At 67.4% G+C, this 21,792-nt stretch carries 24 protein-coding genes; 13 read left to right on the top strand and 11 right to left on the bottom strand.

Features of this window, described 5'->3' with window-relative positions; all coding sequences use genetic code 11:
- Positions 1 to 30 precede the first annotated feature (30 nt).
- Positions 31 to 942: an oxygenase MpaB family protein gene (locus tag HGK58_RS11660; protein ID WP_168627797.1), complete on the bottom strand. Its 912-nt coding sequence runs from the start codon at positions 940 to 942 to the stop codon at positions 31 to 33.
- Between the two features lie 124 nt (positions 943 to 1,066).
- Here HGK58_RS11660 and HGK58_RS11655 point away from each other — a divergent pair, with 124 nt between their 5' ends.
- Complete coding sequence (locus HGK58_RS11655) at positions 1,067 to 1,288, top strand: hypothetical protein (protein ID WP_168627796.1); 222 nt, start codon at positions 1,067 to 1,069, stop codon at positions 1,286 to 1,288.
- Complete coding sequence (locus HGK58_RS11650) at positions 1,289 to 2,020, top strand: alpha/beta hydrolase (protein ID WP_168627795.1); 732 nt, start codon at positions 1,289 to 1,291, stop codon at positions 2,018 to 2,020.
- 21 nt (positions 2,021 to 2,041) lie between these two features.
- On the opposite strand, the gene HGK58_RS11645 is transcribed toward HGK58_RS11650, so the two are convergent.
- Entirely contained in the window at positions 2,042 to 2,710 is a 669-nt protein-coding gene (locus HGK58_RS11645; protein WP_168627794.1) for a histidine phosphatase family protein, read from the bottom strand.
- A gap of 107 nt (positions 2,711 to 2,817) precedes the next feature.
- Here HGK58_RS11645 and HGK58_RS11640 point away from each other — a divergent pair, with 107 nt between their 5' ends.
- A complete protein-coding gene (locus tag HGK58_RS11640; protein WP_168627793.1) occupies positions 2,818 to 3,570 on the top strand; it encodes a glucose 1-dehydrogenase in 753 nt (250 codons plus the stop codon).
- An 8-nt stretch (positions 3,571 to 3,578) separates the two neighbouring features.
- On the opposite strand, the gene HGK58_RS11635 is transcribed toward HGK58_RS11640, so the two are convergent.
- Positions 3,579 to 3,863 (bottom strand): GNAT family N-acetyltransferase, encoded by a 285-nt coding sequence (locus HGK58_RS11635; RefSeq protein WP_168627792.1) that lies wholly within the window; start codon positions 3,861 to 3,863, stop codon positions 3,579 to 3,581.
- A gap of 39 nt (positions 3,864 to 3,902) precedes the next feature.
- On the opposite strand from HGK58_RS11635, the gene HGK58_RS11630 reads away from it, so the two are divergent.
- Positions 3,903 to 4,493, top strand: a complete 591-nt coding sequence (locus HGK58_RS11630) for a YdeI/OmpD-associated family protein (RefSeq protein WP_168627791.1) — start codon at positions 3,903 to 3,905, stop codon at positions 4,491 to 4,493.
- A 5-nt stretch (positions 4,494 to 4,498) separates the two neighbouring features.
- Here HGK58_RS11630 and HGK58_RS11625 read toward each other — a convergent pair whose 3' ends face one another.
- The 4 genes from HGK58_RS11625 to HGK58_RS11610 form a co-directional block, all read right to left on the bottom strand.
- Complete coding sequence (locus HGK58_RS11625) at positions 4,499 to 5,104, bottom strand: DedA family protein (RefSeq protein ID WP_349236211.1); 606 nt, start codon at positions 5,102 to 5,104, stop codon at positions 4,499 to 4,501.
- Between the two features lie 43 nt (positions 5,105 to 5,147).
- Positions 5,148 to 5,639, bottom strand: a complete 492-nt coding sequence (locus HGK58_RS11620) for a glutathione peroxidase (RefSeq protein ID WP_349236210.1) — start codon at positions 5,637 to 5,639, stop codon at positions 5,148 to 5,150.
- A 19-nt stretch (positions 5,640 to 5,658) separates the two neighbouring features.
- Positions 5,659 to 5,835, bottom strand: coding sequence for a hypothetical protein (locus HGK58_RS11615; protein ID WP_168627789.1), 177 nt, complete (start codon positions 5,833 to 5,835; stop codon positions 5,659 to 5,661).
- A gap of 88 nt (positions 5,836 to 5,923) precedes the next feature.
- Positions 5,924 to 7,585, bottom strand: a complete 1,662-nt coding sequence (locus HGK58_RS11610; RefSeq protein WP_168627788.1) for an MFS transporter — start codon at positions 7,583 to 7,585, stop codon at positions 5,924 to 5,926.
- 105 nt (positions 7,586 to 7,690) lie between these two features.
- Here HGK58_RS11610 and HGK58_RS11605 point away from each other — a divergent pair, with 105 nt between their 5' ends.
- Entirely contained in the window at positions 7,691 to 9,145 is a 1,455-nt protein-coding gene (locus HGK58_RS11605) for an NCS2 family permease (RefSeq protein WP_349236232.1), read from the top strand.
- 87 nt (positions 9,146 to 9,232) lie between these two features.
- Positions 9,233 to 9,655: a hypothetical protein gene (locus tag HGK58_RS11600; protein ID WP_168627787.1), complete on the top strand. Its 423-nt coding sequence runs from the start codon at positions 9,233 to 9,235 to the stop codon at positions 9,653 to 9,655.
- A 7-nt stretch (positions 9,656 to 9,662) separates the two neighbouring features.
- On the opposite strand, the gene HGK58_RS13620 is transcribed toward HGK58_RS11600, so the two are convergent.
- Positions 9,663 to 10,928, bottom strand: a complete 1,266-nt coding sequence (locus HGK58_RS13620; RefSeq protein WP_349236209.1) for a DUF2510 domain-containing protein — start codon at positions 10,926 to 10,928, stop codon at positions 9,663 to 9,665.
- A 161-nt stretch (positions 10,929 to 11,089) separates the two neighbouring features.
- Here HGK58_RS13620 and HGK58_RS11590 point away from each other — a divergent pair, with 161 nt between their 5' ends.
- Together HGK58_RS11590 and HGK58_RS11585 are read left to right on the top strand one after the other, a co-directional pair.
- Complete coding sequence (locus HGK58_RS11590) at positions 11,090 to 11,515, top strand: DUF1761 domain-containing protein (RefSeq protein ID WP_168627786.1); 426 nt, start codon at positions 11,090 to 11,092, stop codon at positions 11,513 to 11,515.
- 72 nt (positions 11,516 to 11,587) lie between these two features.
- A complete protein-coding gene (locus HGK58_RS11585) occupies positions 11,588 to 13,033 on the top strand; it encodes an aspartate ammonia-lyase (protein WP_168627785.1) in 1,446 nt (481 codons plus the stop codon).
- A gap of 19 nt (positions 13,034 to 13,052) precedes the next feature.
- Here the strand turns inward: HGK58_RS11585 and HGK58_RS11580 are convergent, their stop codons facing one another.
- Complete coding sequence (locus tag HGK58_RS11580; RefSeq protein ID WP_168627784.1) at positions 13,053 to 13,469, bottom strand: hypothetical protein; 417 nt, start codon at positions 13,467 to 13,469, stop codon at positions 13,053 to 13,055.
- 42 nt (positions 13,470 to 13,511) lie between these two features.
- On the bottom strand, positions 13,512 to 14,018 hold the full coding sequence (locus HGK58_RS11575) for a DUF6328 family protein (RefSeq protein ID WP_168627782.1): 507 nt from the start codon (positions 14,016 to 14,018) through the stop codon (positions 13,512 to 13,514).
- Positions 14,019 to 14,085: 67 nt separating this feature from the next.
- Between HGK58_RS11575 and HGK58_RS11570 the strand changes: the two genes are divergently transcribed.
- The 4 genes from HGK58_RS11570 to HGK58_RS11555 are packed head-to-tail and all read left to right on the top strand — an operon-like array spanning position 14,086 to position 19,438.
- The gene (locus HGK58_RS11570; RefSeq protein ID WP_168627781.1) at positions 14,086 to 14,979 is read left to right on the top strand and encodes a ribokinase; all 894 of its coding nucleotides are present in this window, start codon (positions 14,086 to 14,088) and stop codon (positions 14,977 to 14,979) included.
- Positions 14,976 to 16,325, top strand: coding sequence for an FAD-linked oxidase C-terminal domain-containing protein (locus HGK58_RS11565; RefSeq protein WP_168627780.1), 1,350 nt, complete (start codon positions 14,976 to 14,978; stop codon positions 16,323 to 16,325). The genes HGK58_RS11570 and HGK58_RS11565 overlap by 4 nt, the downstream gene beginning before the upstream one ends.
- Before the next feature lie 8 nt (positions 16,326 to 16,333).
- The gene (locus HGK58_RS11560) at positions 16,334 to 17,137 is read left to right on the top strand and encodes a hypothetical protein (RefSeq protein ID WP_168627779.1); all 804 of its coding nucleotides are present in this window, start codon (positions 16,334 to 16,336) and stop codon (positions 17,135 to 17,137) included.
- A gap of 48 nt (positions 17,138 to 17,185) precedes the next feature.
- On the top strand, positions 17,186 to 19,438 hold the full coding sequence (locus tag HGK58_RS11555) for an AAA family ATPase (protein WP_168627778.1): 2,253 nt from the start codon (positions 17,186 to 17,188) through the stop codon (positions 19,436 to 19,438).
- Here the strand turns inward: HGK58_RS11555 and HGK58_RS11550 are convergent.
- Positions 19,435 to 20,466: a DUF3137 domain-containing protein gene (locus HGK58_RS11550; protein WP_168627777.1), complete on the bottom strand. Its 1,032-nt coding sequence runs from the start codon at positions 20,464 to 20,466 to the stop codon at positions 19,435 to 19,437. The genes HGK58_RS11555 and HGK58_RS11550 overlap by 4 nt on opposite strands.
- 67 nt (positions 20,467 to 20,533) lie before the next feature.
- On the opposite strand from HGK58_RS11550, the gene HGK58_RS11545 reads away from it, so the two are divergent.
- Positions 20,534 to 21,679 (top strand): acyl-CoA dehydrogenase family protein, encoded by a 1,146-nt coding sequence (locus HGK58_RS11545; protein WP_168627775.1) that lies wholly within the window; start codon positions 20,534 to 20,536, stop codon positions 21,677 to 21,679.
- The last annotated feature ends 113 nt before the right edge of the window (positions 21,680 to 21,792 follow it).

Genomic DNA, 21,792 nt, shown 5'->3' with positions numbered 1-21,792 from the left:
GCGATTCTAGCTTCGCGAATTGCGCGGGACTCAGGCGGAGGGCAGCGGATGGGCGCTCGCGATGCGCGCGAGCCTCGCCCGTGCGGCCTCTTCCGCTGGTGCCGAGCCGCCCAGCAGCATCCGGAGACTGCCGAGCAGCACCCCGGTCGCCCAGATCGCCGGCAGCCTGGTTGCCTTCAGCCCGAGCACCCTCCGGTACTCGGCGGGGATGGACTTCACGGCGGCGGCGAACATGATGCGGTAGGCGGGCATCATCGAGCGCTTCAGCGGAGGGTTCCGGATGAAGCTCACCGCCGCCTCGACCCTTTCGTCATGATGCAGCACGCCCGTCCGGTTGAAGGCATGCAGTTGCGCCTGCAGTTCGGCCTCGCTGCGTGGCGGGTCGGGGATCCCCAGCAGCTCGGCGGCGATGGCCCACTCGCGCACGTACGCATCGGGTCCGCCCGGGATCGGCTTGCCCCACAGCTCGTGGCAGCCGAGGAATGCGTCGGCGAATACGATGTGCACCCAGCTGAGGAGTTCCGGATCGTTGGCCGCGTAGGGCCGTTCGACCCCGGTCTTGTCAAGATAGGTGCCGCGCACGCGCTCGTGAAACCGCGCCACTCGAGCCGTTTCCTCGCGCGCGAGGTGGGTGTCTCCGAAGGTGACGATGGTGAGCCACTGCACCGTCCCCGCCAGACGGCCGAGTGCATCCTCCCGGAATCGTGAGTGGTCGTGCACGCCCGCCATCGCACCGGGGTGCAGGGTTTGCATGAGCAGGGCCCGGATGCCGGCCACCATGGTCGGGATGCCGCCGTGCACCGTCCAGGTGGCGGAGCCGGGAGCGAAGAACCCCTGATCAGAGCCGGATTCGATTTTGTCCACCCAATACGGTCGACCGTCCGGTTCGCCGGTGAGCGTGCTGAGCAGGTTCGCCCGGAGGCGGTCGGCGAGTCGAGCCATGGGTGCGAGGCTACTCGCCCGGTTCTGTGCGCTCCAGAGGAACTCACCCCAGAAACAATGCACTCGGGTCGAACCTGAACGACCGCTGGGCGGAAGCCGTGCGTCGCGGTGGCACGATAGGAGCATGACTGACGCTGAGGAGCCGCGGACGACGCCCGAACAGGAGGGCGCGCTGGACGCGACCGTGAATGAGAAGGTCGACGGGCTGGTCGAGCAGATCCGAGCCGACATCGCTAGCGGAGATGCGGAAGATGCCGCATCCATCCTCAGCCAGCGGCTGGGCGACTCCGGCATTCAGGTCACGGAGGAGGAGTTCCGCGCGCTCCTCACGCGGATCGGCGCCTGAGTGGCGGTGCCGCACTCGCCGATTCCGGTCGTGCTCGTGCACGGCATCCGGATCAGCAGCACCATGTGGCGGCCGCTCGCCGGCGAACTCGAGCGCACCAGGCGGGTCGAGCTCGTCGATCTGCCGGGCCACGGGAACCGTCTGGACGACAGGTTCACGCTCGACTCCGCCGTTGACGCTGTGCGCGATGGCATCGACCGCGCTGGCGGACGAGCGGTCCTCGTCGGGCACTCCCTGGGCGGCTTCACGAGCATGGCGACCATCTCCCGGCATCCGGAGCGAGTGGCCGGCTTCATCGGAATCGGCTGCAGCATCCGGCCGCGTGGGCTGGGGGTCGCCTTCTACCTGGGCGTCTCGCGCGCGATGGCCCGCAACCCGCAGCGCGCCGAGAAGCTCAGTCTGAAGGGCTTCCAGCTCATGCTGCCGCCGGAAGTCGCGGCGGCGATGTCCGCTGGCGGCCTCGCGGTTCAGGTCATGCCGGATGCGGTGCGCGGCATCGCGGGGGTGGACCCGATCGGGCTTCTCGGTTCGTTCCGTGGGCCGGTCCGGCTCGTCAACGGCACCCGGGACCCGTTTCGGGCCGAGGAGCGCAGGATCGCGAGAGCTCTCGACCACGCCCGGGTGATCAGCGTGCCGCGCAAGAACCATCTCAGCGTGCTCGGCGAGACTCGCCTCATCGCGTCCATCGTCGAGGACACGGCCGCGTCCCTGGACCGCGAGCAGGTCGCCTGACGCTGCCGACGACGGATGCGGTCAGTCGGCCTCACTGAGCGGCTCGCCGGTCGGGTCTTCGGCGCTCGCATCCGCCAGCACGGCCCCGCCGATCGGCTGGTCCGCCCACCGGGCGAGCGACCAGCCGTCATCGAACGAACCGTCGAGCACGACGATGCCGGTGTTGTCCAGGTGATTCTCGGCCGCGAACGTCGGCGCCACGTTCGTCGCGTGCGCGGCAACCCACACCCGGATCGCCGCCCCATGGCTGACGACCGCTGCCGAGTCCACCCCGGAGCGCGCGATCGACTCCAGGTCACCGTTGTAGCGGCCGAAGAAGTCGTGACCATCGGGACCGCCCGGCATCCGCGCGTCCAGGTCACCCGACCCCCAGGCGAACACCGTCTCCAGGTAGGTGCGCACCGACGGCAGGTCACCTCGACCCTCGAGCGCGCCGGCCTCGATCTCGTGCAACCCGCCGAGCACAGTGACGCCCAGACCGCGAGCGGCCGCGAGCGGCTGCGCGGTCAACTGGGTGCGGACCAGCGTTGAGGCGAACAGGGCATCGACACCCTGACCGTCCAAGGCATCCGGGATCGCCGCCGCCTGCGTCGTGCCCAGCTCGGTGAGGCCGGGACCCGGATGCGCGGTATCGAGCAACCCCAGGACGTTTGCGGGTGTCTGACCGTGGCGAATGAAGATGAGGCGCATCGCCCCCAGCCTAACGCGGCGACCCGCGCTCCCTCCGGGCGGTAACCTCCCAGCCACACGACGTTCACTGGGCACTCATCGCTCATGAGAGGAAGGGAGCGCAGGGCATGGACAATCGATTCAAGGGCAAGGTTGCCGTGGTCACCGGGGGAGGCTCCGGCATCGGGCAAGCGGTCGCCCTCGCGCTCGCCGCGGAGGGTGCCGCGGTCGTCGTGAACGACCTCAAGCAGGAGGTCGCCCAGGAGGTTGTCGACCAGATCACTGGAGCCGGCGGCAGGGCGCGCGCGGTAGCGGGCGATGTCGGGAATCCGGACGACGTCAAGGACACCGTCGACGTCGCGGTCGACGAGTTCGGTGCCGTGCATCTCGCATTCAACAATGCGGGGATCGGTGGACCGCTCGGCCCGCTCGCCGACATCGACATCCCGAGCTACCTGCAGCTCATGGATGTCAACCTGCACTCGGTGTTCTACGGGATGTACTACCAGATTCCGGCGATGCTGGCAGCGGGCGGCGGCTCGATCGTGAACACCTCGTCGATCCTCGGTCTGGTCGGTGACGCCAACGCGGTCCCGTATGTCACGGCAAAACATGGCGTCGCCGGGATGACAAAGGCCGCGGCGCTTGCCTACTCGTCGCTGGGCATCCGCGTGAACTCGGTGCACCCCGGTTACATCGACACTCCGCTGCTCGCGGGCCTACCCAAGGAGGCCTACGACGCGCTCGTCGGCAAGCATCCGATCGGGCGGCTGGGAACTGCGCAGGAGGTCGCCAACCTGGTCCTGTTCCTGCTCTCGGATGAGGCGGCGTTCGTCACCGGCTCGCAATACCTCGTCGACGGCGCGTACACCGCGCAGTAGCAGTCGCGTCAGCGGCTGAGCAGCTCGGCGCGCTCCGGATGCTCGTCGAACCACACGCCGACGTACCAGCACATCGGCACGATGCGGCGCTCACTGTTGGCCTCGACATCGTTGACCGCGAACTCGACGATCTCGCCGGCAAGGCCCTGACCGCGACGGTTGGGCGCGGTGTAGGTGTGGTGGAAGGAGATCTGGTTCTCGTTGATGCGGTAGTCGACGACGCTTGCGAGTTCACCGTCGATGAGCAGCGCGTACCGGCTCTGATCGCTCTGGTGCACCATTTCCTTGGCCATGCCCTCCACCATATCGGTGGCCGCTCGTAGGCTCCCTGTATGGCCATCCCGCTCGAAGACATGCTGTTTCCGGATGCTGCCGCCTGGCGCTCCTGGCTGGAGCAGAACCACGACCGCTCGCCGGGCGTGCGCCTCATCCTCACGAAGAAGGGCGGCACGGTCACGGCGCTCGACTACGAGGGCGCATTGCAGGAGGCGCTGTGCTTCGGCTGGATCGACGGGCAGTCACTGCGGCGCGACGATGAGACCTGGTTTCAGCGCTTCACGCCCCGAACCAAACGCAGTTCGTGGTCGCTGAAGAATATCGAACGGATCGAGAGGCTCGAAGCCGACGGCCGCATGACGGATGCGGGCCGCGCAGCGGTGGAAGCGGCGAAGGCCGATGGTCGTTGGGAGGCTGCCTACGCCGGTCCAGCCTCGGCTGAGCTCCCTGCCGACCTGCTCGCCGCGATCGCCGCGGTGCCTGAGGCGCAGAGGATGTTCGAGGTGCTGAACCCCCAGAACCGGTTCGCGCTGTACTTCCGGCTGAGCCAGTTGAAGACTCAAGCCGGGCGAGAGCGCCGCATCGCCGCCTTCGTGGACATGCTCGCGCGGCATGAGACCCCGTACCCGCAGAAGCGCATGCCGTGATGTGCTCATAGGTGCCACCGGCGGCTGGCCACCACCGCCGTGATCCGATCGACGACGACTCCCAGAGTGATCGCGACGACGATCGACAGCACTACCGCAAGCACCGGATGCGACGAGAACCACGCACCGAACGCCGCCCCGATGACGACGTTGTAGACGGCCCACACGCATCCGGCGATCACGCTCAGGGGAAGGAACCTCCCGTAGGCGAACCCGGTGGCGCCTGCAGTGAGGTTCACCGCGATGCGACCGAACGGCACGAATCGGGCGGTCAGCATGACGACCGCTGCTCGTCGGTCGAGCGACCGGCGCGCCCACGCGAACGCCGACGCGACCTGGCGCCGTCGCATCCAGCCGAAACGCTCGAGTCCCACCGCCCGCCCGACCAGGTAGGTGAGGTTGTCGCCGAGCATGGCGGCTATCGCGGCGATCGGGATCAGCACCCACAGGTTTGGCTGCCCGGCCGACAGCGCGAGTGCGCCGAGCGCGACCACCACCGTCTCGCTGGGCACGACGATCAGGAAGGCGTCGGCCACGATCAGGGCGAAAACGACGGGAAACACCCACGGTGAACCGGCGGCTTCGATCACCCAGTCGACGAGTTCCTGCACGGCACACGTCTACCGGCCCAAGGTGAACGGGCGGTGCCGCCAGCTAGCTGACTGTGGCCAGCGCCTGCTCGATCGCCCGGACCACTTCCGGCGCGTCGGGCTTCACCGCGCTGCGGAAGCGGCGCACGGCGCCGTCAGGGGTGACCAGGAACTTCTCGAAGTTCCACTTCACCTTGCCCGCCACGCCGTCGGCATCCGGGACGGTGGTGAGCTCGGCGTACAGCGGATGCTGCTTGGCGCCGTTGACGCGTGCCTTCTCGGCCAGCGGGAACGAGACGCCGTACGTCGTGGAGCAGAACTCCTGGATCGCCTCGGCGCTGCCCGGCTCCTGGAAGCCGAACTGATTGCACGGGACCCCGAACACGGTGAACCCGCGATCGCCGTAGGTGCGCTGCAGCTGCTCGAGCTGCTCGTACTGCGGTGTGTGGCCGCAATGCGAAGCGACATTCACCACCAAGACGACACCGTCAGCGAACTCGGCGAAGGTCGTCTCGCGTCCGTCGATGGTTGTAATCGGGATGTCTCGAAGGCTCACACCTAGAGAGTGTACGTCGTCAGCGCAGCGCGCCTCCGACATCGAGCCCGAGGGTGATCGACCCGCCCGGGAGGGTCGGGTCTTCCGCCTCCTCTGGCTGGTTCCGTCTCAGCTCTCTGACGACCGAGTACTCGAGGGTGTCCCCGTCGAGGTTCGACTCGTCGTGCGTTCCCGGGGGAAGGTTGAGGTCACTCATGTCGGGGCCCCTTGCGTTCGGTGGTCAGGTGTGCGGAGCCTACGAGCGCTCTCTGGTTCGCCTCTGAGAACCACCCCACAACTCGCCCTTAGACCGGGCGCTCCTCATCGGGCAGTGCCTCTTCGTCGTTCTCCTGCTCGACACGCTCATCCGGATCCAGGGTGGGTGGCGCGTCAAGTTGCTCTTCCTCGTCCAACTCGACTTCACGCTCGTCGTCGGGGTTCGGTTCGATCAGGTCTCGGTCCATGGCGTCAGTGTAGGCACGGATGCTGGAGAGGTGTGGGGAGTCCTCAGGCAACTGGATCGGGATGCTCGCGGTCTCATAGACCCGTACGCGACGGGGGATGATGAGCGCCAGCAGTGCGCCAAGGAAGGCGACGCCGGCGCCCACAGCGAACACTGTCTGGAAGGCGCCTCGGGTCGGGATCTCGATCCCCTGGTAGACGGTGAAGCTGGACGACAGGATCACCCCGATCAGACTCGCCGCGACGGTCGAGCCGAGGGTGCGCATCACCGAGTTCAGCCCGTTGGCCGCCGCCGTCTCCGTGGCTGGAACCGCATGCATGATCAGGGTCGGCATGGCCGAGTACGCAAAGCTCACGCCTGCCCCGACGAGCGTCGACACGAGGATGACATGCCAGATCTCCTGCATGAGGAACACCGAGATGGCGAAGGCGATGGCGATGATGAGCATCCCGAGCACGAGGCTCGTGCGCGGTCCGCGACGATCGGACAGTCTTGCGGCGACGGGGGAGAGCAGGAACATCACGATCCCGTTCGGCATGAGGCACAAGGCGGCGACGAGGATCGTCTGGCCGAGGCCGACACCGGTTGCGCTCGGCAGCTCGAGCAGGATCGGCTGCGATCCGGCGGTCACGAAGAACGCGAAGCCCGCCGCCACTGAGGCGAGGTTGGTCAGCAGCACCGGCTTGCGGGCGGCGACGCGGAGGTCTACCAGCGGGTCGACGACGCGCACCTCGTACCAGCCCCACAGAGCGAAGACGACGACGGAGCCGATCAGCAGGGTGAGGGTGAGCGGGCTCGTCCAGCCCCAGACGCTTCCGTTCGAGATCGCGAGCAGGAGCGCGACGAGCCCGATGCTGAGCCCGATCGAGCCGACCCAGTCGAAGCGGCCGGCGGTGCGCAGTGTGCTGACCGGGATGATCCGGATCACCAGCACGAACGCGAGCACGCCGAGCGCAGCCGACAGCCAGAACAGGTAGTGCCAGTCGAAGTTCTCCGCGATCAGCGCGGCAGCAGCCAGTCCGACAGCCCCGCCGACACCGAGCGATGCGCTCACAAGCGCGACCGACCGGCCGAGCTTGGACGGATGGATGACGTCCCGCAGGATGCTGATGCCGAGCGCGATCGCGCCGAGGCTCAGCCCCTGCAGCGCGCGGCCGATGACCAGCGGGATGAGCGTGTTGGAGATCGCGGCGATGAGCGAGCCGAGCACCATCAGCACGAGCAGTGCAAGGGTGATGCGGCGCTTGCCGTACATGTCGCCCAGGCGCCCGGCGATGGGTGTGCCGATGCACGCGGCAAGCAGCGTCGCGGTGAGCACCCACTGGGCCTCGGCGACCGAGGTGTCGAGCAGTGCGGGCAGCTGCGGAACGATCGGCGTCACGAGCGTCTGCATCGACGAGACGATGAGGCCGGTGCCCGCAAGGGTCGCCGTCATGGCCGTGTCGCTGGGGATGCGGGTGAGCCTCTTGCGCTCCTTGTCGCTCAGCCATCCGCCATCGTGCATCACTCAACGCTATCGCGCCGTGTGGCGGCGAAACCCGACCCTCAACGCTTCTATGCTGAACGCGTCCCTATTGTGGTGAAAGGCATACAAGTGTCCCAGCAGCAAATCGAGAGTCCCGTCAAGCGCGGATCCGGAAACTCCTTCCGGGAGAGATTCGATTCCTTCTTCGAGATCAGCCGACGCGGTTCGAACGTCGGTCGCGAGGTGCGCGGTGGTCTCGTGACATTCATGACGATGGCGTACATAGTCATCCTGAACCCGCTCATCCTCGGTGGCACGGAGGATGTCGCCGGCACCATGCTCGACGGCCAGCAGCTCGCTGCGGTCACCGGCCTGACCGCCGGCGTGATGACGATCCTGTTCGGGCTCGTCGCCAACCTGCCGTTCGGCCTGGCCGCCGGCCTCGGCATCAACTCGTTCCTCGCCGTGAGCGTTGTCGGGCAGGTCACCTGGGCCGAGGCAATGGGCCTTGTCGTCATCAACGGGCTCATCATCGTGCTGCTGTCGGCCACCAAGCTGCGTGAGCTCATCTTCAAGGCGGTTCCTGCGCAGTTGAAGACCGCGATCACCGTCGGCATCGGCCTGTTCATCGCCTTCATCGGGCTGGTCGACGCCGGCTTCGTGCGCTCCAGCGGCAACCCCTCTCCGCCGGTGCAGCTGGGAGATGGCGGCTCTGTCACCAGCATCCCGACCGTGATCTTCATCATTGGGCTGCTGATCATGGGCGTGCTCATGGCGCGCAAGGTGACGGGGGCGCTGCTCATCGGGATCCTCGCGACCACCGTCATCGCGATCATCGCCGAGGCGCTCTTGAAGATCGGCCCCTCGTTCACCGAAGACGGCCCCAACCCGTCCGGCTGGAGCCTGAATGTGCCCGCACTGCCCGAGTCGATCGTCGCGGTCCCCGACCTCGGCCTGATCGGAGCGTTCAGCTTCGGTGCGTTCGAACGGATCGGCGCACTCGCCGCGATCATGCTGGTGTTCACTCTCGTCTTCACCAACTTCTTCGACGCGGTTGGCACCCTAACCGGGCTCACCAAGGAAGCCGGTCTGCAGGACGACAAGGGCAACTTCCCGCGGCTGAAGTCAGCGCTGATCGTGGAAGGCGTCGGCGCAGTGGCAGGCGGCGCGACCTCGTCGTCGTCGAACACGATCTTCATCGACTCCGCCGCCGGCGTCGGCGAGGGTGCCCGCACCGGCCTCGCCAACATCGTCACCGGGGTGCTCTTCCTGCTCGCCATGTTCTTCACCCCGCTCACCCAGGTGGTGCCGCTCGAGGTCGCCGGCGCGGCGCTCGTCGTTGTGGGTGTGCTGATGGTGTCGCAGATCCGCTTCATCGATTGGAGCGAGTTCTCGGTTGGCCTGCCGGTGTTCCTGACCATCGTGGTGATGCCGCTGACCTACTCGATCGCCAACGGCATCGGCGTCGGCTTCATCAGCTGGGTGATCGTGCGCGCGCTGGCTGGCAAGGCGCGGGAGATCTCGCCGCTGCTGTGGATCGTTGCGGCCGGGTTCCTGCTCTACTTCGCGCGCGGCCCGATCGAGGCGCTGATCGGCTAGCCCTCACCGGGGCGTGAGCCCAGCGGTCCATCCCCAACTGGCGGCCGCCCGACGAATTCTCGTCGGGCGGCCGTTGATCATGGGCGGATGAAGCCACCCAGCCACGATGACACCCGCGAACGCCCCCTCACCAACCCGATCGAGATCGAGAACCGCGTCACCGAGCTGCTCGTGCATGCGAACCAGCGACAGCTGTGGCTGATGTTCCTCGATGACGAGCAGGTTCAGCTGCCGCTGCTCATCCCCGTCGACTCGCTGCCGGGCGAGCTGACCGAGGACGATGCGCGTGCGTTCGCGCTCGCGATCGGCGACACGGCGCGCAACCTCGACGCCGCTTCGGTGCTGATCGTGCTCGAGGAACTGCACGACGGGCAACTCACCGACCGGGACCGCGCCTGGGCACGCCTGCTGCACGCAGCCTGCGACGCGCAGGGCACAGTCGTCCGCGGCATCCTGCTCTGCCACATGCGTGGCGTCCGCTGGATGCCGCAGGACGACTATCGGTGGTGACGACCGGCTAGCCGATGGTGTAGATGCCCCAGTCGTCGACGCGCCAGTCGATCCAGCCGTTGACGCGCTCGAGGCTCACCAGTATGGAGAGCTCCGTGCCATTGGCCTGCACACCGGAGCACTCGAACTGCTGTCCGATGAGCACCGGGGGAGCGGCGGGGCAGGTGACGGTCATCGTGGAGCCGATCACCTGGGCGTCGGACATGATCGACGCCTCCGCCTCAGCGGCGAAGACCGCGGGCAGGCTGGAGATGATCAGACCGGGCACTGCGACGACCGAGCCGACCTGCAGCAAGGCGAGAGCGAACCAGACCAGGACGGGGCCGAAGCCGTTGCCGGACTCCCGGATGGAGGCCACAGCGCGCACGATCAGGTAGATCGGCGCGGTGAGGAGTGCCCACGCCCAGTGCGCGGTTTGCTGGTGGCCGGCCTTCTTGAGCGTGCGGCGGTCCAGGAACGCGAACAGCACGACGAACGGGTACGGCGCGAACCAGATGGCCGCCATCACGGCGGTGTTGTCTCCCATGCCGAACGCGGTGAGCAGCAGAAGGCTCAACACGAGCTGCAGCATCGGGATGAGCGCGATCATCCACACCGGCGTGGTGTGGGTCACGGCGTGGCGCTGCTGCTGGGCGAACTGCTGCTGGTGCTGCGGCGCCCATCCGGATGCGTCGGGCGCCTGACCGTGCACGAAGAAGTCGGCCTTCTCCTGCTGCCCGTACTGGGCCCAATTGCCCTGCTCCTGCTGGAACGGCTGCTGGTAGCCCTGCGGCGCGCCCTGGAAGTTCTGCGCCCCGTACTGGTTCTGACCGAACGGCTGCTGGGCGAACTGCTCCTGCGAGTTGTCGCGGAGGGTGTCGAAGATCCGGTAGGCGTCGTCGGAGGACTCGGTCGAGGTGCTCTCGGTGAAGGTCGCCACGAACGGTTCGTCGTCCCGGGTGGGCTGCGCCACGCCCTCGGGCTCCGGCATGTCGACCTGGATGTCCTCGCGCGACGGCGGCTCCAGCTGCAGCAGCATCTGCGCGGTCGGGGGAGCGTTGTCGATCGGGCCCTTGCGCTCGCGCTCGCGGCGCTCGCGTCGCGTGGCTGCCGAGGGCTCTTCCTCGATGTCGTCGTCCGCCCAGGCGAAGGTGGTCTCCTGCATGACCATCGGCTGACGTGCCTCCGCGGTCTGGTGCGTCCAGGACGTGCTGTCCCACCAACGGAGTTGCGGAAGGCCCAGCGGATCCGGATACCATCCGGCTGGCGCGCTGAAGTAGCTGTTATCGCTCACGGCGAGTGTCCCCCACAATGTCAGAATTTATGTCACTGAGCCTACGGGGTGAACAAAGCCCAGAGAAATAGCAAGATATGCCCCAGTGTTGGGGTCAACGGTCCCTACAATCGGCACAACGCTTTGTACCCCAACGAGCGAGACGAACAGAGGAGTTCGACATGGTTCCTGAGATCAACATCTGGGCGGTGCTGCTCGCGACACTGTCGAGCATGGTCGTCGGCGCGATTTGGTACGCGCGACCGGTGTTCGGCAACTGGTGGATCAAGGCGGCCAAGGTCGACATGGACCGCAACGCGAGCGCGGTGGTGCCGATGATCGTGACTCTCGTCGTCAGCTTCATCAGCGCGCTCGTGCTTGCCGGGTCCGCTGCGATCGCCCAGGAGTTCTACGGTGGCAACTTCCTGCTGAACGCGATCGTCACCGCGATCATCCTCTGGGCCGGTTTCACCGCAGCGCGGTTCATCACCCATGACGCGTTCGAGGGGCGGCCGGCTGGGCTGACGCTGCTGAACATCAGCCACGAACTGGTGACGCTCGTCATCATGGCGCTGATCATCGGGCTGTTCGGCATCTCGGCCGCCTAGCGCGACGCCCGAGGCGACGCACCCGCGCGAGTAGAGTTGGGGCGTAGCGCTTTCGAAGGAGATAAAGGCGAAATGAGCACCGCGTCCGGGCCAACCCGGGTCGAAACCGATTCCCTCGGGTCACTTGAGATTCCCGCAGAGGCATATTGGGGCATTCACACAGCACGGGCGTTGGAGAACTTCCCGATCACCAGGCGCCCGATCTCGGTCTACCCGGACCTGATCACCGCTCTCGCTCGCGTCAAGCAGGCCGCGGCGCGCGCGAACAAGGAGATCGGCGTTCTCGACGCGGACAAGGCCGACATCATCGACCGGGTCTGCGAGGAGATCGTCGGCGGGGCACTCCATGACCAGTTCCTGGTCGGGGTGATCCAGGGCGGTGCGGGCACATCGACCAACATGAACACCAACGAGGTCATCGCGAATCGCGGCCTCGAGCTCATGGGCAAGGAACTCGGCGACTACACGTCGCTGCACCCGATCGACGACGTCAACCGCAGCCAGAGCACGAACGACGTCTACCCGACCGCGATCAAGCTCGCGATGATCATGGCCACCCAGCGGCTGCTCGCTGAGCACTCGCTGCTGCGCGAGGCGTTCTCGCGCAAGGGTGCGGAGTTCGCTCACATCCTCAAGGTCGGCCGCACCCAGCTTCAGGATGCCGTTCCGATGACCCTCGGCCAGGAGTTCAACGGTTTCGCCACAACCATCTCCGAGGACCGCGAGCGGCTGAGCGAGGTGCTCCCATGGCTCGGCGAGATCAGCCTCGGCGCAACCGCGATCGGCACCGGCATCACCGCCGACCCGCGATACGCGGAAGCCGTGCGCCGCCACCTGGTTGAGCTCACCGGTGTTCCGATGATCACCGCTCCCGACCTGATCGAGGCGACGAGCGACGCCGGTGTCTTCATGACGCTGAGCGGACACCTCAAGCGCGCTGCGGTCAAGCTCTCGAAGATCTGCAACGACCTGCGGCTGCTCTCCAGCGGCCCGCAGGCCGGCATCGGCGAAATCAACCTGCCGGCGCGGCAGGCAGGCTCGTCGATCATGCCCGGCAAGGTCAACCCGGTCATCCCGGAGGTGGTCAACCAGATCGCGTTCAGTGTCATTGGCGCGGATGCCACGGTGACCGCGGCCGCGGAGGCGGGACAATTGCAGCTCAACGCCTTCGAGCCGGTCATCGCCCACAGCATCCTGCAGTCGATCGCGTGGCTCCGGAACGGCTGCCACACGCTCCGCGTCAATTGCATCGACGGGATCACCGCCAACACCCAGCGCCTCGCCTCTCAGGTCGAGTCGTCGGTCGGTGTCGTCACCGCGCTGACCCCGTACATCGGCTACACCGCGTCGGCCACGCTCGCGCACACCGCGCTGACGACTAACGCGTCGATCGCGGAACTGGTCGTCGACGCTGGCCTGATGACCGCCGAGGAGGTCGCCAAGGTGCTGTCACCGGAGCGGCTGAGCGGTTTGGTGGCCGCGACCGGCGTCATCGACGTGATCCCACCGCAGCAGTAGTCGCGTAGAGAAGAACCGCCTACGGGCGGTCGTCGACCTCGTCCGGGCGGTCGTCGAACTCGTCGTCGAAGTCTTCGAGGGCTTCCTCGCGGAACTCGGCGGCGGCGACGATCGCCCGGTCGCGCGCGTCCTCGCCGCGGTGGCTGATGCGCCCGCGGACGTCATCGGCGGTCCGCTGGACCTTCTCCGTCATGTCCTTCGCCGTGTCGGCCACCCGGCCTGCGACATCCTGGGCACCCTCCGCCACGCGCGCCCCGACAACGGGCGCCTTCTGACGCACGTAGTCCGCGGTGTCGTTCATCGCCTTCTGCACGCGAGGGTCCTCCCACGCGTTCTTCGCGGCGGACTTCAGCTGTTCGTACCGCTGACGACCGGCGCGCGTGCCGAAGACATAGCCGACACCGGCGCCGACCAGAAAGAGCATCGTGGTTCGCATGCGATCAACGCTACGCGGGGGCACCAGGCGCTCAGGTGGCAATCATCTGGGAAGTGTTGTGCGCACGCGCTTCGGCAATGCGAGCCATAGCACGGAGACGACGATCAGGGAGATCACTCCCGCGATGATGCCGGCCGTGCGGCCGAGCACGACATCGAAGATGAACCAGGTGGTGCCGGCGAGCACCACCGCGAGCGCGGCGAGCATGAATTTCAGCATCTGGTCGGCGAGTGCGACGATGCGCTCCTTCTCACCCTGGCGGAAGAGCCGCCTGTGCATGCTCACCGGCGCCAGGCCGAGCGTCGTCACGAGCACCGCCCCGACCACGAGCGCGAGGTAGAGCGTGAGCTGGAAGGCGTCGAGCTCTGCGAAGCGGGACTGGAAGGCGAGCGTGAGCAGAAAACCGGTGAGGATCTGGGTGCCGGTCTGCGTCACGCGCAGTTCTTGCAGGATCTCGTTCCAGTTGCGCGCGAGTCGCTCCGCCTCGGTCTCATCCGGACGATCGGGATCAGGTTCGGTCTGCCGGTGCCTCGTATCGTCGCCGCCCATGTGCACAGCATAAATGCCGAGCCTTGGCGGCTAACAGCCGGGATCACGCGGAGATAGCCTGAGAACCATGAGTCCCGCATCCGTCGCCGTGGTCGGCAGCGCCAACATGGACATCGTCTTCAGCGTCGACCGGATCCCTCAGCCGGGCGAAACCACCATCGCCTCATCGACGGCCCGCTACCCTGGCGGGAAGGGCCTCAACCAGGCAGTTGCGGCGGCTCGCGCGGGCCTGGCAACGGTGTTCATCGGCGCGCTCGGCGACGACGAGCACGGCCGCGAGCTGGCGACCGTGATGACGGACGCCGGCATCGACGGGGCCCTGACCCGCGGCAGCACCGCAGCCACCGGGCAGGCCTTCATCGCCGTCGACGCCGCGGCCGAGAACACCATCGTCATCGCATCCGGGGCCAACGCGGATGTCGAGACGCTCACCGACGCCGAGTTGGACGCGATCGCGAGCGCGTCGGTGCTGCTCATGCAACTCGAGCTGCCGCTGTCGGCAGTGGAGCAGGCAGCCGCGGCCGGCAAGGCGTCCGGGACCATCGTCATCCTCAACGCGGCGCCCGCGCATGCGCTCTCCGATGCCCTCATCGGTGACCTGGACTGCCTGATCGTGAACGAGCCGGAGGCGATCGCCCTCGCCGGCTCCGACGACCCGGAGACGGCGTCGCGCTCGCTCGCGGTGCGGGTGCCGCGTCTGGTGGTGACACTCGGCGCATCCGGAAGCGTGCTGTTCGAGGCGGGTCAGCAAGTCGCCCGCGTGCCGGCGCGGGTCGTGTCGCCGGTCGACACGACCGGCGCAGGCGACACGTTCTGCGGAGCCTTCGCCGCGGCGCTCGCCGAGGGGCGCGAGTTCGTGGCCGCAGCCGAATTCGCGACTGTCGCCGCTTCCCTCTCGGTGCAGGCTCTGGGCGCGGTGCCGTCGATCCCGACCCGCGCAGACATCGAGGCCGCGTTGTGAGCGTGCTCGACTCCCTGCGGGCCGAGTTGGGTGATGCCGTCTCGGTTGATCAGGCCCAACTGACCCAGGTGCGCACCGACAAATCGGGTCACGCCTCCAGCGCTCCGCCGATCGCGGTCGTGAACGCGCGCAACGCGGGCGACGTCCAGGCCACCCTGCGCCTCGCGAGCGAACACCGGGTCCCGGTCGTGCCGCGCGGTGCTGGCACCGGACTCGCCGGCGGAGCGATCGGCGGGGAGGGGGAGATCGTGCTGTCGACGCTGGGCATGAACCGCATCCTCGAACTCTCCGTCGCCGACCAGCTTGCCGTCGTCGAGCCGGGCATCCTGAACGGCGACTTCAACGACTCGCTGCGCGAGCACGGACTGTGGTTCGCGCCCGACCCGGCCAGCCGCGCCATCTCCACGATCGGCGGCAACATCGCCACCAACGCGGGCGGCCTGCTGTGCGCGAAGTACGGCGTGACGCGGGAGGCCGTGCTCGGGCTCAAGGTCGTTCTCGCGGACGGTCGGATGCTGACCTTGGGACATCGCACGGTCAAGGGCGTCACCGGACTTGACCTGACCGCGCTGATGATCGGTTCAGAGGGCACCCTCGGCGTGATCGTGGAAGCCACCGTGCGGGTCCGACCCCTCCCGCGGGGTGGCGCCGTCAGCATCGCCGCCTACTTCGCGGATGTGACGAACGCGGCCGTGGCATCCGCTGCGATCACCGCGGCCGGGTTGCAACCGGCCGTGATGGAGATCATCGACTCTCGTGGTCTGGAGGCGATCGACGACCATTTGGGTGTTGACCTGTCGAGCCTCGGGGCTGTGCACCTGCTCGTGCAGACCGATGGCCCGGCTGCTGAAGCTGAGGCCGATGAGGCGCTGCGCATCATCCGCTCGCAGGGCGGTGAGGCGACTATGAGCTCCGATCCCGCCGAGGCCGAGCGGCTGCTGGCCATTCGGCGCGCGTTCCACCCGTCGCTTGCCGCGCGCGGCACGGTGCTCATCGAAGACGTCGCGGTGCCGCGCAGCAAGCTGCCGGACATGTTCCGGGAGATCACCCGTATCGAACGCGAGTACGGCATCCCGATCCCCACCGTCGCGCACGCAGGCGACGGCAACCTGCACCCCAATTTCGTGGTCACCGGCGAGATCGACGACACCGTGTGGCGGGCCGCAGGCGAGGTCTTCGAGGCCGCGCTGCGCCTCGGCGGCACCCTCACCGGCGAGCACGGGGTCGGCACCCTCAAGAAGCGGTGGCTCGCCGCAGAACTCGGCTCGGACCAGCTGGAGCTGCAACGCCAGGTGAAGGCCGTGTTCGATCCGCACGGCATACTGAACCCCGGCAAAGTTTTCTAAGGAGCGGCATGGATTCGCAGGTCCTCATCGTCATCTTCGACACCGCGGCAGCACTGTGGGTGCTGCTGTTCCTGGTGCAGGTCGTCGATGTCGTCACCGGGAGGAAATTGCGCCGCGCCGGTCGCGCGACCGGGACGCGGGATCGCGACCGTCTGCTGACATGGACCATCATCGTCTGCTCGATCGTGCTGGTACTCGTCGTCTTCGGCGTCGTCCTGGCCGCCCGCATCATTCTCGACGCCGGGCAGGTGTTCGCAGGCGCTTTCGTGATGATCATGCTGATCGCGGTCACCGCGTCGAGCGCCGTGATCGCCGCGCGGGTGCTCGGCCGTCCGGCATCCGGCTACCCCGTGCTGCTGGACGAGCTCCGCAACGCCAAGGGAACGCGTGTCGCGAAGGGCCGGGTCGGCGACTACCGCCGCTGGCTGGAAACCATCGACTCACGCAGGGGCGACGTCCGCCGTCGCGTCCTGGCCGGACGCTGGTTGCGCGTCATCCCGCCGGCCGTGGGGCTGATCGGCCTCGTCACGGCGATCATGCTGGTCGTCAGCGGTGTGTTTCCCTTGTGGGTTGCGGTGGCGTTCCTGATAGCAGTGATCGCGAGCGCGGCTCTCTCCGTTGCCGGCGCACGGCGTTCCCTCGCCCGTAACCTGGCGGTGCACGCGGTGCAGCAGAAGCAGCGCACCGAGATTTTCACGCTCCTTGACGAACTGGACCGGCGGGCCCCGAAACGCTCGGCCGGCCTGACCGACCGGGTGTCGCGTGCCCTCGCCATCCTGCGCGAACAACAGGGTCAGGAGCACCGGAGGTAGCAGCCGATAGACTTGCATGCCGCAAAACCAAGGGGATGTGAGGCATAGGTGACTTCTGCCGAACTCGAACGCGAACGCCACTACGTTGGCGGACTGTACGACCGGCTCGACGAGCTCCAGCGCGAGGCGACGGAGCAGTTGAGCGCGGTGCGTCGACTCAACGTCGGCGATCACGACCAGAGCCGGTCGGAACGCGACAGTTTCGCGCGCCTGTACGAGGACCGGATCCTGCAGTTGCGGGAAGTGGGGGAGCGGCTCGCTTTCGGGCGTCTCGAACTCGAGCCCGACGACAGCCCGGAGCCGGTGCACCGCTACATCGGCCGGATCGGATTGCGCGACCGCGACCAGCAGCCGATCCTGCTGGATTGGCGCGTGCCCCAGGCGAGCGCGTTCTACCAGGCGACCGCGCGTCAGCCGATGGGCGCGAGGGCGCGCAGGCACCTGATCTCCAAGGGCCGGGAACTGGTTCGCATCGAGGACGAGATCTTCGACCCTGAGCTGCTCGACGAGTCGTCCACGTCGCTGCAGGGCGAGGGCGCGCTGCTGGCGGCGCTGACCGCGCAGCGCACCGGCCGGATGAGCGACATCGTCGCGACCATCCAAGCTGAGCAGGACCGGATCATCCGGTCCGACCTGCGCGGCGTGCTCGTCGTGCAGGGCGGTCCCGGCACCGGCAAGACCGCCGTCGCGTTGCACCGCGCCGCCTACCTGCTCTACTCGCACCGCGACCGGCTGCGGTCATCCGGTGTGCTCATCGTCGGGCCATCGCGCTCGTTCCTGCAGTACATCGAAGCGGTGCTTCCCTCGCTGGGCGAGTCGGGTGTCGTGCTCACCAGCCTTGGCAGCCTGTTCCCCGGCGTCGACGCGACCGAGGAAGATGTGCCGGCGGTTGCCGCGCTCAAGGGCGAGGCGCGGATGGCCGAGCTGATCGCGCGTGCGGTGCGCGAGCGACAGCGCATCCCACGCGAGACGCAGACGATTGAGATCGATGGGGAGCGAATCACCGTCGAGCCGCAGCTCATCGCCAACGCGATGACGAAGGCGCAGGAGAGCGGCAAGCGGTACAACGAAGCGCGCGTGGTGTTCGTCAAGCACGCGCTGAACGCGCTGACCAGGCAACTGGTTTCCCAGCTCAAGCGCCAGAGGCGAACCGTCGATGAGGCGGACCAGGCGGTCTTGCGCGAGGACCTGCGCACCAGCCACGACGTGCGGGTGCTGCTGAACACCGCGTGGCTTCCGCTGACACCGCAGAAGCTCGTGCAGGACCTGTTCGCGCGCCCGAACTGGCTTGCGCAGCTGACACCGGATTGGACCGCCGACGAACGTGCACTTCTGCTCCGCGGCCGGGACGCGCCGTTCACGATCTCGGATGTCCCCCTGCTCGATGAGGCAGCCGAGCACCTCGGGGAGTTCGAACTGGCCAGAGCCAACGCGAGCCGCGAGGCGAAGCAGCAGCGCAAGCGCGACATCGAGAACGCGAAAGCCGCGATCGGCAACATGGGACTCGACGGCTACGTCGACGCCGAGTCGGTCGCGGATGGCTTTGCCGACTTCGCACAGGGCGCCACGACCGCCGAACGTGCGGCCGCGGACCGCAGCTGGGCGTACGGTCACATCGTGGTCGACGAGGCGCAGGAGCTCAGCCCGATGCAGTGGCGCCTGCTGCTGAGGCGTGGTCCGAACCGCAGCTTCACGATTGTCGGCGACATCGCACAGGCGGCCTCGGTGACCGCGTCGGAGACCTGGCAGCACGCACTGGACGCCCTCATCGGCAACACGCCGGAAGGCGACCGCTGGCGGCTCGAGGAACTCACCGTCAACTACCGCACGCCAAGCCAGATCGCCGAAGCGGCCGAATCAATGGCTGTCGCCCATGACCTCCCCGTGACGAAAGCGACGTCGGTGCGCGAGGGGGAGTGGCCGATCGAGGTCGCCTCCGATGTCCTCGACGCGGTGCGGGCCGACCGCGAGGTCGACTCGTCCGGCACCCTCGCGGTCATCGCCGTGCCGTCCCGCCTCGGCGAGTTGCACGCCACGCTGTCACGCGAGTTCACGGTGGGCTACGGCGCCGACAACTTGATGAACCTGATCAACGTGCTGAGCCCGCGCGACGCGAAGGGTCTCGAATTCGATTCGGTCATCGTCGTCGACCCCGCGGCCATCGTCAGGGACACCGAGCGCGGCGCATCCGCCCTCTACGTGTCGATGACCCGCCCAACGCAGCGATTGACGCTCGTCAGCGACGGCGAACTGCCGGCGGGCCTGGAGTTCCTGATGGAAGAGCAGCGCCAGGCGGGCTAGAGGAAGAAGCCCGAGCTCACGAACCGCGACACCAGGTACAGCGCCACCGCGGCGAAGATGATCAGACCGACGACCGGCACGCCCCGTTTCAGCCGCCGTCCGCCGTGCGCGATGACGTTGGGCGCCAGCCGCGCCTCGCCCGGAGTTCCGGATTCCAGCGAGTCACCGACCACGCGTTCGTCTGCGTAGCGAACGGTGCGGCTCAAGGTCTTCGCGCCGACGGTGTCGACGATGCGGAACAGCCGCGACAGCAGGGTGGGGTTGGTCAACTCGAGCGGACCGGAGGTGTAGACGAACAGCCAATCATCGACGATCTCGAGATCGAATTCGCCGGACTCGTCGATCAACAGCGCCATCAGATCGGGCGTGAAGACGTAGAGCGCGTCCCGCTCATACTCCCTCGGGCAATACAGCGTGAAGTGGTCGTCGAAGTCGCCCTCGAGGGAGAGTCGCTGGTTGCGACCGAAGGACACCGGCAGGTTACTGCCGAAGAAGTTGTTCGCCTTGGCATCAAGCAGCATGTGCGGCAGCCGGCGCGGAAGCTTGATGGCCAGGTAACCCCAGTCGTGGGTGCGCTTGTTCTTGCCCGACCCGGTCGTGTACCGATAGCTGCCGAGATCGAAATACCCGTCATGGTCGCGGTAGAGGCGTTCGGTGATGGTGCGTGCATTGCCGATGCCGAAGATCGCCCCTGGGTAGTCGGTGCCCGCCTCTCGGCCCGTGTAATGCAAGCCGTTCGCCTCGGCGAACGCGTGCATCCGGAAGCTCTTCCGCAGCGCAATCGCTGTCGAAAGCCAGGTGAAGCCGGCGATACCGATCACGACGATGATGGCGAACGTCAGCATCGACAGCGAGCCAGGGCCGACCTCGCCTACGGCCATCGGAATGAGGATGACACCGATAACGGCTGCGACGACCACGATCGCGATGGCGCCGACACCGCCCAGGTGGGTGCGATTCCGCTTCGCGTAGGCGCGCAACTCGTCCCTGCTGACCGCTCTCGTCAGAGCCGAGTAGTCGACCTTCACGTGACTCCCTTTCGAAATTGGACCTCCTCATCATGTCAGCGGTCATACGGTGGTGCATGCTTGAGACGTGGCCGAATCACTGCTCAGCGACGAGCTGCTCGAGACATTCCGGAGTCGCGCTGCCGGTTACGACAGTGCCAACGCCTTCTTCGCCGAGGACCTTGATGACCTGAAAGCGGCCGGCTACCTTCGCGCGTTCGTGCCGACAGCACTCGGGGGAGCAGGGCTGGACGCTCAGGCGGTCGTGCGCGAGCAGGTGAGGCTGGCATCCGCCGCCCCCTCCACCGCGCTCGGCGTGAACATGCACCTGATCTGGACCGGCGTCGCCAAGGCGATGCTCGACCGCGGCGACGACTCGCTGAAATTCGTGCTCGACGAGGCCGCCGCAGGCGAGCTGTTCGGCTTCGGCATCAGCGAGCGAGGCAACGATCTGATGCTGTTCGGCAGCACCACGAGCGCGGCGCCGGAGGCGGACGGCGGTTTCCGGTTCACCGGCACGAAGATCTTCACCAGCCTGTCTCCGGCGTGGACCCGTCTCGGCCTGCACGGTCTTGACACGTCGTCTCCGGATGCGCCGAAGCTGGTCTACGCGTTCATCCCGCGCGGCGCCGACGGGGTCGAGACCCTCGACGATTGGGACACGCTCGGGATGCGAGCGACGCAAAGCAACAGCACACGCCTGGACGGTGTGCGGGCAGAGCCGGACCGTGTCGTACGGCGCGTCGACCCCGGCCCGAGCGCCGACCTGCTCCTGTGGTCGATCTTCGCCAATTTCGAACTGCTGTTGTCCGCGGTGTACGCGGGCATCGGAGCACGGGCACTCGAGCTCGCGACGGCTGCTGCGACCACGAGGAAGCAGCGCGATGGCACACCACGCTCGCAGGACCCGGATACGCGCTGGCGGGTCGCTGATGCGGCGATCACCATGGACGGCGTGTGGCCGCAACTGGACGCGGTCGCTCGTGACATCGACGAGCAGGTCGACCGCGGTGGCGAGTGGTATCGCTTGCTCTCCGGACTCAAGGTGCGCACGGTGCACGCGGTGCGCGACGTCGTCGACCAGGCAATCAGCCTGGCCGGGGGAGCGGCGTTCAACTCGTCGAGCGAGCTCGGGCGGCTCTACCGTGACGTGATCGCGGGGGTCTTCCAGCCGTCGACGGTCGACTCCGCCCACTCGACTGCGGCACGCCACTTGCTCGGTCCGCTCGACTGAACCACCCTGCGCATCCGCTGCCCCCAACACCCATCGAGTCGGGGGGGGGGGGGGGGGGGGGTGGGGGGGGGGGGGGGGGGGGGGGGGGGGGAAGGAAAGCGGGGGGGGGGGGG

The sequence above is a fragment of the Cryobacterium sp. BB307 genome (assembly GCF_012274275.1).
Lineage (GTDB): Bacteria > Actinomycetota > Actinomycetes > Actinomycetales > Microbacteriaceae > Terrimesophilobacter.
This window is presented reverse-complemented; position numbering and strand designations above follow the sequence as displayed.

Bases quoted from the DNA above. Each gene is read 5' to 3' on its own strand.
- HGK58_RS11560 (WP_168627779.1), top strand. From the start codon at position 16,334: ATGGATTCGCAGGTCCTCATCGTCATCTTCGACACCGCGGCAGCACTG.
- HGK58_RS11660 (WP_168627797.1), bottom strand. From the start codon at position 942: ATGGCTCGACTCGCCGACCGCCTCCGGGCGAACCTGCTCAGCACGCTC.
- HGK58_RS11610 (WP_168627788.1), bottom strand. From the start codon at position 7,585: ATGCACGATGGCGGATGGCTGAGCGACAAGGAGCGCAAGAGGCTCACC.
- HGK58_RS11640 (WP_168627793.1), top strand. From the start codon at position 2,818: ATGGACAATCGATTCAAGGGCAAGGTTGCCGTGGTCACCGGGGGAGGC.
- HGK58_RS11600 (WP_168627787.1), top strand. From the start codon at position 9,233: ATGAAGCCACCCAGCCACGATGACACCCGCGAACGCCCCCTCACCAAC.
- HGK58_RS11635 (WP_168627792.1), bottom strand. From the start codon at position 3,863: ATGGCCAAGGAAATGGTGCACCAGAGCGATCAGAGCCGGTACGCGCTG.
- HGK58_RS11630 (WP_168627791.1), top strand. From the start codon at position 3,903: ATGGCCATCCCGCTCGAAGACATGCTGTTTCCGGATGCTGCCGCCTGG.
- HGK58_RS11655 (WP_168627796.1), top strand. From the start codon at position 1,067: ATGACTGACGCTGAGGAGCCGCGGACGACGCCCGAACAGGAGGGCGCG.
- HGK58_RS11645 (WP_168627794.1), bottom strand. From the start codon at position 2,710: ATGCGCCTCATCTTCATTCGCCACGGTCAGACACCCGCAAACGTCCTG.
- HGK58_RS11590 (WP_168627786.1), top strand. From the start codon at position 11,090: ATGGTTCCTGAGATCAACATCTGGGCGGTGCTGCTCGCGACACTGTCG.
- HGK58_RS11585 (WP_168627785.1), top strand. From the start codon at position 11,588: ATGAGCACCGCGTCCGGGCCAACCCGGGTCGAAACCGATTCCCTCGGG.
- HGK58_RS11575 (WP_168627782.1), bottom strand. From the start codon at position 14,018: ATGGGCGGCGACGATACGAGGCACCGGCAGACCGAACCTGATCCCGAT.
- HGK58_RS11580 (WP_168627784.1), bottom strand. From the start codon at position 13,469: ATGCGAACCACGATGCTCTTTCTGGTCGGCGCCGGTGTCGGCTATGTC.
- HGK58_RS11615 (WP_168627789.1), bottom strand. From the start codon at position 5,835: ATGAGTGACCTCAACCTTCCCCCGGGAACGCACGACGAGTCGAACCTC.
- HGK58_RS11570 (WP_168627781.1), top strand. From the start codon at position 14,086: ATGAGTCCCGCATCCGTCGCCGTGGTCGGCAGCGCCAACATGGACATC.